The following is a 10,792-nucleotide window of genomic DNA, read 5'->3' as shown; positions in this document are numbered from 1 at the left end:
TGCCGGCGAAAACCTGTTCACCAACATCGACGACCGCATCGTCACCATGGAGCAGGGCGCGGTGGCGATCGCCGGCCAATCCGGCGCGATCGTGATGGCGATCCGCCAGGCGCTGGAGGATCGCGGCGTCGGCGTCGGCTACATGGTCACGACCGGCAATGAATCCGGTCTCGAGACCCCCGACCTGATGAGCTATTTCGCCGCTGATCCCGGCATCCGCGTCATCGTGGTCTATCTCGAAGGCGTCCGGAACACCAAAGTATTCCGCGATGCCTGCAAGGCCGCGCGCGCCGCCGGCAAGCCGGTGATCGCGCTCAAGCTCGGCGCCTCCGAAGGCGGCCGTGCCGCTGCGATGGCGCATACCGGCGCGCTGGCCGGCTCGATCGAGACCTTCGATGCGATCTCGACCCGCGAAGGCGTGATCCGGGTGCGCGGACTGGACGAGCTGATCGAAACCACCGAGTGTTTCGTCCATGCCGATCCGCCGAAGGGCAATCGGCTGGCGGCGGTGTCGCTGTCGGGCGGCAAGCGCGGCCTTTTGATCGACGCGTTCTATTCCGCCGGGCTGAACTTCGCACCGTTGAGCGAGAATGCATCGGAGCAGCTCGCAAAAATGCTCGGACCCGGCAGCATCGTCGGCAATCCGCTCGACGCCGGCTTTGCCGCGGTTGTCGATCCCTCCGTCTACATGAAGTCGATCAAGATCATGATCGACGATCCCGATACCGACATCGTCATCATCGATGCCGAGCTGCCGAAGGCGCCACACGAGCTGCGCGAGCGCAATCTGCGCATCGTCAACGACATGGCGGCCCAGGCCAACAAGCCTGTGATCTACATCAGCGCGATGTCGATCGGCTTCACCGAGTTCACCAAGGGACTGCGCAAGTCGCTGCCCGACATCGCAGTCATGCAGGGCCTCGACCGCGCGGTCGGCGCGATCAAATCGCTGATCGAATATGCCGGTCTGCGCAAGGAAGTGCCCGACATCGCGTCGAGCTCGAAGGCGTCGGCGCGCGCCGTGCTGGAGAAGACGCTGAAGGCTGCCAACGGCGCCGCGGCGCTCGACGAGGTTGCCTCGAAGAAGCTGCTCAAGGCCTATGGCATCCCGATCTCGAAGGAAGAGGTGGCGCAGACCGCGGCGGAGGCCGTGAAGATCGCCAAGGCTATCGGCTTTCCGGTGGTCGCCAAGGTGGTCAGCCCCGACATTCTGCACAAGTCGGATATCGGCGGCGTGGTGCTGAATCTCGGCAATGCTGCCGAGGTGAAGAAGGCGTTCGACGACATCACCGCACGGGTGAAGAAGCTGAAGGGCAAGCCGAAGATCGAGGGCATCCTGATCGCGCAGCAAGTCAAGGCCGATCTCGAGCTCGTAGTCGGCGCCTCGCTCGATGCCGAGATGGGCCCGGTGGTGCTGTTCGGCACCGGCGGCGTCGACATCGAGTTGATGAAGGACGTGGCGCTGGCCGGCGCACCGCTCGATGCCGCCGAGGCGAAAGAGCTGATCGCCAAGACCAAGGCCGGCGTCAAGATGAAGGGCTATCGCGGCAAGCCCGCGCTGCATGAGCCGTCGGCGGTGAAGGCGCTGGTCGGGCTCTCCAACCTGATGGCGGACGCCGCCGGCCGCATCGCCTCGATCGACGTCAACCCGTTCCTGATCAACAGCAAGCTCGGCGTCGCCGTCGACGGCCTGATCGTGCTGAACAACGCCGCCGCGAACAAGGCCGCGGGGCATTAGGGTCGGGCGCCCAGTCTTTCCCCGTCATCCTGAGGAGCGCGTAGCGCGCCTCGAAGGATGCACGGCCGAGAGCTGGGCCGTCCATCCTTCGAGGCTCGCTCCGCTCGCACCTCCAGCGACAAAGGCGGAGCCTTTGCGCGGGGATGACGGGCTTCGACCGGACCAGTTGCTCGAAGAGCTAGAAGCTCGCACCCCACTGCTGCGCGGTCTGCATCACCCAGTCACGATAGAGCGTCAGCGGCGTCACGCCGGTGATGCCGCCGCAGCCGGCGGTGCCGTTCGGGCCGGTCGACCAGCTCACCACGCCGACGATTGCGGGCCCGCCTTGCTTGTCCTCGAACACGGGAGCACCAGAATCGCCTGTGCAGGCCCCGAGCCCGTCGCGCACGCCCTGCCCGACCGGGTCCACGAGACGGATTTGCAACGTGCCGGGCTTGCCGCTCGCGACCAGGCCGACGACACGAACGCCGCCGCCGCTCTTGCCGTCGCCGCGCACGGTGACGCCGACGCCCGCGATGGTGAAGCGGCCGCCGACCTGGATCGGAATGTTGGGCATGCCGAGCGCGGCCGGCGCCTTGCCTGCGGCCGGCACCGCGAGCTGCAGCAGCGCGACATCGGCGGTCGCGACATGATTGGTCATGGCCTGCATCCGAAAGCCGGGATGGATCGCGACAGTCTTGACGTCCTGCAGCTTCGGCTGCCGGTCCGCGCCATACTCGACGATCTTGTAGTCGGCACCGGGCTGCACGCAATGCGCCGCGGTCAGCACCACCCTCGGCGCGATCAGGGCGCCGGTGCAGAAATTGCCGCGCGAACCGACGATTGTGACGACGGAGCGCGCAACGCCATCCGTCGATGGCGCGCCGCCACCGACGATGGCGAAGGCCGGCACTGCCATCAACAGGGTCAGAAGGGCTGTCGCTCGAATCAAACTCGTCATGGATCCCCGTCGACCTGCATTGAAACCGGACGCGTCCGAAGCGCGACATTGCGTCGCTCACACCGAGCCTCGGAGAACACGCGATGTCGTACAGAGCATTCGGGCCGGCACGCGTCAATTGTCTAAATATCTAGCCGTCAATAACTACGGCGTTGAAGTCACCGCCGGATTTCCTGCATTGTCATCGCGCGCACGCGCCCTGCATCGACGGCCTGTCGCGATATGCAACATATGCGATCGCGGGCTGCGCGCTCCGCGACGTTGCACTAATGTGAACTGCATCTCTTGATCCTGCGCGCATCTGCGCGATAGTTTCGATCCGATAATAATACAACCTCTGGCAGCATACCGCATACTTACCTTCATGACTTTCTGGATGCCGGTGCCGTTGACCTTCAGACGGCTTTTCATCCGCCATTTCGTTGAGTTCGAGGATAATGATGAGGATCGCGGTCGTCACGCCGATCAGGCTGTTCAGCGAGGGGCTTACCTCGAGTTTCCGGAACCACGCCGAGTTTGCCGTTGAGGCTGCGGTTTCCGATCTCGCCGGCCTGCGCACCACCCTCGAGGCCGGCGGTGTGAATGTCATCCTGATCGACGTCACACAGGGGATTGATCTCGACGAGGTACGCGTGATTGCGAGCGAACATGCGGAGATTGCGCTGGTGGCGCTCGGCCTCAACGAGGACCGCCGTGACGTGGTTCGCTGCGGCCGGGCCGGGTTCAGCGGCTATATTTCCCGGAACGCCAGCTTCGATGAGCTCTGCCGCGCATTGTCGGACGTCGCATCAGGTCGGCTCGCCTGCAGCGCCGAGATTTCCGGCGGCCTGCTGCGCGCGCTGTTTTGCATGGAGCGTCAGACGGATACGATCGATGCGGACCAGGGACTGACGCGCCGCGAAAGCGAGGTTCTCAAGCTCATCGGACAGGGCCTGTCGAACAAGGAGATCGCACGCGATCTCAATCTCAGTCTTGCGACCGTCAAGCATCACGTCCATCACGTGCTGCAAAAGCTCGGCCTGCCGCGCCGGGCGCAGGCGATGCGGCGGGTCCGCGAAGCGCCGTGGCTCGCATCATCTGCGCCGGCTCTCGATCGCCGCCGCGAGCTCGACTGACACCAGCGACCTGAATTCCGTATTCGACTGACCGCAGCGCATGCACGCATTGGTGCGCAGATGCGGCGCGGCTTTGCGCGCATTCGCACCCCATCACGCCGTGAGATCGATCCCGACTAAACCCTTTGATCGATCCTTCGAGGCGCAGGATCCATCTCATGGATCGCTCGATCCGTATCATCGGCCCGATCCTTTCTGATCCACCGCGGCGAATAGGCCTTTCGCGGCACACCTGCCACAACAGCACCAACGCAGCGACATGCCGCTCTTTTCGTTCGCTGCGCGGTTGCAGATTGCCGTGGAAGACGGATCGGCTGCACGAATTCGCAGCAGATCGGCCAGGATCGATTTCATGAATCCAGTTGCCGACATCGCTGGTCTGGCTGCCTTGTGGCAGAGAACGTCGGGTGGCGACCCCGCGGTGAAGATCGCGATCATCGACGGCCCCGTCGATCTCAATCATCCCTCGCTCAGGCAGGCCCGTGTCGCCATGGGCGGCGAGTTCGTCGCGCCGTCTTCATCAATCATCCAGTCCGAGCACGGCACGCATGTCGCGAGCGTGCTGATGGGGACGCCCGGCAGCCCGGTGCTCGGCGTCGCGCCGAACTGCAGCGCAACCGTGTTCTCGATCTATCGCGAGAATGCCGCCGGACAGATCGAGCCGTCCTCGCAAAGCACATTGGCGCTTGCGATCAACCAGGCGCTGGCGGTGGGCGCCGACATCATCAACATCAGCAGCGGTCAGCAATCCGCGACCGGACAGGCCGATCGCATTCTGGTCGATGCGGTCCGCGCCTGCGAACGCGCCGGCAAGCTGATCGTCGCCGCCGCCGGCAATGACGGCTGCCGCTGCGTCCAGGTGCCGGGCAGCCTGTCTTCGGTGCTTGCGGTCGGCGCGTGCGATCTGGCCGGCAACCCGCTGCCGTTCAGCAATTTCGGCGACGCCTATCTCGAGAACGGCATCCTGGCGCCGGGCGAGAACATCGCCGGCGCTTCGCCGGTCCGCAATGTCAGCCTGCGGTCCGGAACGAGCTTCGCTGCGCCGATCGTCACCGGCGTCGTCGCGTTGCTGCTCTCATGCCTGCGTCAGAACGGACGCAAGGCCGATCCGCAAGCCGTCCGTGCCGCGCTGCTCGAAAGCGCGGTGCCCTGCCGCAACGACGGCAGCGCCTCGCGCTGCCTCGCCGGCCGGCTCGATATTCCCGCGGCTGTCGCCGCCCTGCTTGGCGAGCAGGCGGACGCCGTCATGCCGTCGGGTGCCACGGCCGCGTCTCCCCGCTTCTGGGGAGTGTCCGCGCGCCCTTTCGTCCAACCGTCATCCGCCGCTCAGCCAACTGCAACCAGAGAGGGTTCCATGGGAGATCTATCAGCAATGTCTGCACCATCGGCTCCGCGCATTTTCGGGCCGGACGGCTCGGTCCTGCGAAGCAGCGCCGGGATCATGCCAAGCGAGGCGCAGCCTGCCGCGCCGGCGGCACCTGCGGCCATGGCGGCCCCCGTTGATCATGGCGTCAGCGCCGCGCCTATCGCAGCGCCCACGCCTTATCCCTATTACGCACCCCATGCGGGCGGCGACATGGTCTGGATGCCGGCACCGGCGCCGCAGATGGTCATGCCGCCGATGATGATGCCGCAGATGGAGACGCCGGCGGCTGGCATGATGCCGCAAACCTGGCTGCAGCCGCAGCAGCTGCCTGCGCTGATGCCGAGCCATGCGCTTCCCGTCGCAATGCCCCAGGCGCTGCCGATGTACGAAGCACCCGCGGTTCGAACCAGCGAGAAGAGCTGCGGCTGCGGCGGCGGCATGCGTCCGCAGGGCGTTTCGGCCGAGTCCACCGGTCAGCTCGCCTTCCCGATCGGCAGGCTGTTCTACGATTTTGGCAAGGAAGCCCGCCTCGACTACTTCGTGCAGGCGATCGCCAACTGGCGCGACAGCCTGATCGGACGCGGCGATCCGGTGTTCGGTCCCGAGCGCGACCGCTCCGGCGATACCTCGGCGCCGTACAATCCGGCGATCATGGCGCGCTATCTGTTGAACCAGCCGGAAGGCGAGTACGCAACGCCGCCCGGCTCAGGCAACAACTTCCCGGACGCCGACGCCATCACCTGGACGATGACGATCGATTCGATCCCGATCTATGCGATCAAGCCGCTCGATGTGTTCGGTCTCGGGTTTTTCGCCGCACTGATCCTGGCGCTCTGGCATCAAGAGGTCTCGCATGACGATCCCTCGACGACCCGGACCGCAGCCACGGCGACGGCGGCCGCTGCCGACGCCGCGCGACCGACCACGCCCCCGGCATTCCCGCCGCGCGGCGGCGTCGCGCGGGTCTCGATGGCCGGCTGGGTCGACAGCACCAACACCACCAAGCTCCTGAACGGCACCGTCGTGCCGACGCTGGTGACCGATTGGCGCGGCTTCTATCAGTGGGATCTCTACACGCTGTTCGGACCCGATCCCGACACCTGGCCGGCCGGCGCCGAGGGCTTCCTCGAGCGGATCTACAACGAATTCCGCAATGTCGGTCTCTCGCCGCAGGATCGGGCGCTGAACTATTCCGCGATGAATGCCTACAACACGCGGAAGATCTTCACCGACGTCGCCAAGAAGGGCCTGCGGCTCGACACCGTCGAAGTCGACCAGAGCGTCATCTGCCGCCCGGAATCGATTTGCCACGACGTCACCTACCGCTTCTTCAACCCGACGCAGGTCCTGACCCAGGCGCGCGAAGTCTATCAGTACACGATCGACGTGAGCGACGTGGTGCCGGTAGCGGTCGGGCCGCTGCGGCAGTGGCAGGTCTATTGACGCGATTGCTCCTCTGCGTCCGGAGGAGATCAGAACGTGGCGCGAATTAGCGTCACGTGGTCCAGGGGATCGACGCGATGAGCGATCTCCTGGGCGACGTCCAGCGACGGCTGCCCCGGTCGGTCCTACCTCCCGTAGTTGCCGTCAATTCAAACCGAAAGAAGGAGCTGAACATGTACGCAAGGAACGACTTTGAGACCTTCGGCAGCGTGCGTAGCCCGATCCAGTGTGAGGGCATCGAGCGCGGTCCGAAGCGGATTGCCGAAGTGGCGACCAACGGGTCGGTCAACCCGCAGGGTTGGACGGATATCCTCGGCGGTGTCGCGCAGGCGCTGCCGGGCGTTCTCGGTGCTTTCGGCATCTGATCGCCAAACTCGGGGCCCGGCGCTGTCGGGCCCCACCCCACCCTCGAGGAGGCCGACATGATGCAGAAATCCACCGCCAGGAGCCCACAGCAACAACAGCACAACGGTCGCCGGATCGAGCCTTCCGGAAAAATCGTCGTGTCGTCAGTTGTGAGCCACGCCTCGCTGCTCGCCGCGATCAGCGATCGCAACCCGATCATCGCCAAACGTACCACATCCGACGAGGACAAATCTTGACGTCGTCGTCATCACCGAACCTATGGAGCCGATGCCATGGCAAAAACGCCCCGCAATTCCGGATCCGACAGCGCCGCCTCGCCGCCGCCGGCGGAAGCACCATCCGCAGCCTCAAGCATTGCCCAGGCGCGGCGCCCGCTGGAGGCAGCTCTCGTCGCCCGTCCGAAGATCGCAACCACCCCCACTCCGCCGACAACGTCGGCCTACATGGCGCCGCCGCAAGGCCCCGGTGCTCCGCAGCAGTTGCGCCATGATGGGTCGCCGCGTTCGGAAGCGCGACTCAACACCGCGATGAAGATCCTGCTCGATCCCACGGCGCGCGCGCTGCCGAGCAAGGTCTATTCCGGACAGGCGCGAAACTGGACCCGCAGACCGTGATCGGCTGCTCGCACTGAGCCAGGCCTCGATCGGCTGCCAAGCACGCAACGGCCCGCCCGATCCGGCGGTGCGGCCGTTGCCGCTCGTCGGAGAGAGACATGAACGAGACCAGCAATCCCCCTCGCATCAAGCTGCGCCGCGCCGCTTTCACCTTTGTGGGCCTCGGGACATTGTTGTTTCTCGCAGCCGGCACCATGCGATGGGCCGGCGCCTGGGTGTTCCTGCTCGAGATCACGATCGGAGGGCTGATCACCGAAGCCTGGCTCGCCAGGCATGATCCGGGGCTGTTGGCGGAGCGGCGCACTTCACGCGGCCAGGTCGGGTGGGACCGCGTCATCACATCGATCATGCCGTTGTTGTGGTTGATGTGGCTGCCACTGATGGCGCTCGACGCGGTGCGCTACCAGACATCGCTCGTCCCGTTCTGGCCGCAATGCGCCGGCGCGCTGATGATCGCGGCGTCCTTTTACATCGTCTACCGGACCTACCGGGAAAACAGCTACGCGGCGCCGGTCGTGAAGATCCAGCGCGAGCGCGGGCACACTGCGGTGACCACGGGACCGTACGCCTGTGTGCGGCACCCGATCTATGCCGGCGGCCTGTTGACCTATCTCGGCACTCCGCTGCTGCTGGGATCCTGGTACGGCCTCGCCATCGTGCCCGTCATGGCGGCGCTGCTCGGCCTGAGGTCCATGATGGAGGAGCGGATGCTCACCGCCGAGCTCGACGGCTATGCCGACTATCTCGCGCGCGTGCGTTACCGCCTGGTGCCGATGGTCTGGTGAGTTGGTTCCGCGTGGCGGAGTTTGCCGCAAACTGGCGGCTTGCCTGACCGGCGGCAATTCTCATAAAGAAGGCAGGACGCGCGTTTCCCTGTCTTCCTGCCAGACGGCCGGACGACCCGAGGCGAAGCCGCCGCTTTGCAACGGGCAGGACATTGATGATCGAAGCAGTGATCTGGGATTTCGGCGGCGTCTTGACCACCTCGCCGTTCGAGGCATTCGCGCGCTATGAGACCGAGCGTGGTTTGCCGATCGACATCATCCGCCGCACCAACGCCGCCAACCATCTCGAGAACGCCTGGGCCAAGTTCGAGCGCGCCGAGATCGATATCGACGCGTTCGACGTGCTGTTCGCCAAGGAATCGAAGGCGCTCGGCGCCGAGGTGCGCGGCAAGGACGTGCTGCCGCTGCTCTCCGGTGACCTGCGCCCGGAAATGGTCGAGGCGCTGAAGCGCATCAAGGCGAAATTCAAGACCGGCTGCATCACCAACAATCTGCCGTCGAACGCGATCGGCAGCCACAGCGGGCGCACGCTCTATGTCGCCGAGGTGATGTCGCTGTTCGACCACGTCATCGAGTCCGCGAAGATCGGCCTGCGCAAGCCCGACCCGCGCATCTACCGGATGATGGTGGAGACGCTGCAGGTGAATCCGCAGCACTGCGTCTATCTCGACGATCTCGGCGTCAATTTGAAGCCGGCGCGCGAGATGGGCATGACCACGATCAAGGTCGCGAACGCCACGCAGGCAATCGGCGAGCTCGAGGCCGCGATCGGCCTCACGCTGAGGTGAAGCGGCCTCCCGGCATATTCACGCCGCATTCAGGCGGCGGCTTCTAATTGTCGTGCTCCCCTGGGTCACGGCGCGATCGTGACATCGCATCGTGATCCCTTTCCTGGTCTGAGCATGATCGCCCGGAAACCGCTCTGCGGTCCGGCGCATGCCCGCGGAGGCACATCCCATGAAACGTCTCGTCGTCGCCCTTGTCTCGGCTGGTTCGCTGCTGGTCTCGGTCGCAGCGTTCGCGCAATCACCATCCGCCCCCGCATCGACCGCAGCGCCGGCGGCAACTCCCGCACCGGAGAGCACGTCGGCGGCGGCGCCCGTGCCCGGCGCAAAGCGTGCGGCCTGCCAGAGCGCGGCGAAGGCGCTGAAGGGTCAGGACCGGCACGACCAGATGCAGCTTTGCATGGCGCAGGCGCATCTCGACTGCCTGAAGCAGGCGATCGACCAGAAGATCGTTGGCCCGCAGCGCAAGGATTTCGTGAAGAGCTGCGCGAGCTGACGACGGCCCGGGAGAGACTTCTCCGGATTGCGCTTCGCTCCGTCGGGCTACGGCCTCCACGGCGTATTGCGCTCGGCGGAATACCCGGAACCATGCGCTAACCCCATGCCGTTGCGGGCCAAACGAGCCTTGTGCTTTGCTCGCAACGGGCGCAGAACAGGTCCGAGTTCAAGGCAAATTCGGAGCTGATCCTCGTGGCTGACACCAGGCCCACCGCCTCGATCGAGGCCGTGGAAAGCGGCCTCGCCGCGCAAGGCTATATTGCGAGCCGGCAGATCGCGACCGCAGTCTATCTGTCGCAGCAGATCGAGAAGCCGATCCTGGTCGAGGGCCCTGCCGGCGTCGGCAAGACCGAGCTGGCGAAGGCGATCGCCGCATGGCGCGGCATGAAGATGATCCGCCTGCAATGCTATGAGGGCCTCGACGAGGCCAAGGCGCTGTATGAGTGGAAGTATGCCAAGCAGCTGCTCTACACGCAGATCCTCAAGGACAAGCTCGGCGAAGTGCTCGGCGGCGCACAGACGCTGGCCGCTGCGCTCGACCAACTCCACACCTTCGGCGACGTGTTCTTCTCCAAGGAGTTCGTCGAGCCGCGACCGCTGTTGCAGGCGCTGGAGCAGCCGGCCGGCTGCGTGCTCCTGATCGACGAGATCGACAAGTCGGACGCGGAATTCGAGTCGCTGCTGCTGGAGATCCTCTCGGATTTCCAGGTCACGATTCCCGAGCTCGCACCGTCTCCGCGGTGGCGCCGCCGACCGTGATCCTGACCTCGAACAGCGAGCGCGATCTCGGCGATGCCTTGAAGCGGCGCTGCCTGCATCTGCATATCGGCTTTCCCGAGCAGAAACTGGAAGAGCGCATCGTCGAGAGCCGGGTGCCCGGCATCTCGCAGACGCTGCGCAAGCAGATGGTCGGCTTCATTCACGAGATCCGCTCGCTGGATCTGAAGAAGCTGCCCTCGGTCAGCGAGGCGATCGATTGGGCGCGTGTGCTGGTGCTGCTGCAGGCAAGCGAGCTCGACCACGAGATCGTCAAGGACACGCTCAACGTGTTGCTGAAATACGAGGCCGATATCGAGGCAGCGACGCCGCAGATCTCGTCCTTCATCGCCAAGGCGTCGCGCCAAGGCGTGTTCAGCTAATCA

10 protein-coding genes and 1 pseudogene are annotated in these 10,792 nt (G+C 65.2%); 10 read left to right on the top strand and 1 reads right to left on the bottom strand.

The window, feature by feature from the left end:
* The coding region (locus H8A95_RS24875; protein WP_229185484.1) for an acetate--CoA ligase family protein at positions 1–1,738 on the top strand (1,738 nt) is incomplete at its 5' end.
* A 178-nt stretch (positions 1,739–1,916) separates the two neighbouring features.
* Here the strand turns inward: H8A95_RS24875 and H8A95_RS24870 are convergent.
* Entirely contained in the window at positions 1,917–2,678 is a 762-nt protein-coding gene (locus tag H8A95_RS24870; protein WP_229185482.1) for a S1 family peptidase, read from the bottom strand.
* A gap of 440 nt (positions 2,679–3,118) precedes the next feature.
* Here H8A95_RS24870 and H8A95_RS24865 point away from each other — a divergent pair, with 440 nt between their 5' ends.
* From H8A95_RS24865 to H8A95_RS24825, 9 genes and pseudogenes are all read left to right on the top strand, one after another.
* On the top strand, positions 3,119–3,793 hold the full coding sequence (locus H8A95_RS24865; RefSeq protein ID WP_229185481.1) for a LuxR C-terminal-related transcriptional regulator: 675 nt from the start codon (positions 3,119–3,121) through the stop codon (positions 3,791–3,793).
* 352 nt (positions 3,794–4,145) lie between these two features.
* Complete coding sequence (locus H8A95_RS24860) at positions 4,146–6,602, top strand: S8 family serine peptidase (protein WP_229185480.1); 2,457 nt, start codon at positions 4,146–4,148, stop codon at positions 6,600–6,602.
* Positions 6,603–6,679: 77 nt separating this feature from the next.
* Positions 6,680–6,967, top strand: coding sequence for a hypothetical protein (locus H8A95_RS24855; RefSeq protein ID WP_229185479.1), 288 nt, complete (start codon positions 6,680–6,682; stop codon positions 6,965–6,967).
* A 57-nt stretch (positions 6,968–7,024) separates the two neighbouring features.
* A complete protein-coding gene (locus tag H8A95_RS24850; protein WP_229185478.1) occupies positions 7,025–7,204 on the top strand; it encodes a hypothetical protein in 180 nt (59 codons plus the stop codon).
* 36 nt (positions 7,205–7,240) lie between these two features.
* Entirely contained in the window at positions 7,241–7,582 is a 342-nt protein-coding gene (locus H8A95_RS24845) for a hypothetical protein (RefSeq protein ID WP_229185476.1), read from the top strand.
* 98 nt (positions 7,583–7,680) lie between these two features.
* Positions 7,681–8,367: a methyltransferase family protein gene (locus H8A95_RS24840; RefSeq protein WP_229185475.1), complete on the top strand. Its 687-nt coding sequence runs from the start codon at positions 7,681–7,683 to the stop codon at positions 8,365–8,367.
* Positions 8,368–8,522: 155 nt separating this feature from the next.
* Entirely contained in the window at positions 8,523–9,155 is a 633-nt protein-coding gene (locus H8A95_RS24835; protein WP_229185473.1) for an HAD-IA family hydrolase, read from the top strand.
* Between the two features lie 169 nt (positions 9,156–9,324).
* Positions 9,325–9,648 carry a hypothetical protein gene (locus tag H8A95_RS24830; protein ID WP_229185472.1) on the top strand — a complete coding sequence of 108 codons (324 nt, stop codon included), beginning with the start codon at positions 9,325–9,327 and terminating at the stop codon, positions 9,646–9,648.
* Between the two features lie 194 nt (positions 9,649–9,842).
* Positions 9,843–10,789: pseudogene (locus H8A95_RS24825) on the top strand (AAA family ATPase).
* Positions 10,790–10,792 lie beyond the last annotated feature (3 nt).

It is taken from the genome of Bradyrhizobium oropedii, from assembly GCF_020889685.1.
Lineage (GTDB): Bacteria > Pseudomonadota > Alphaproteobacteria > Rhizobiales > Xanthobacteraceae > Bradyrhizobium > Bradyrhizobium oropedii.
Note: the sequence above shows the minus strand (reverse complement) of the source record. Positions and strands in the feature narration are given on the sequence as shown.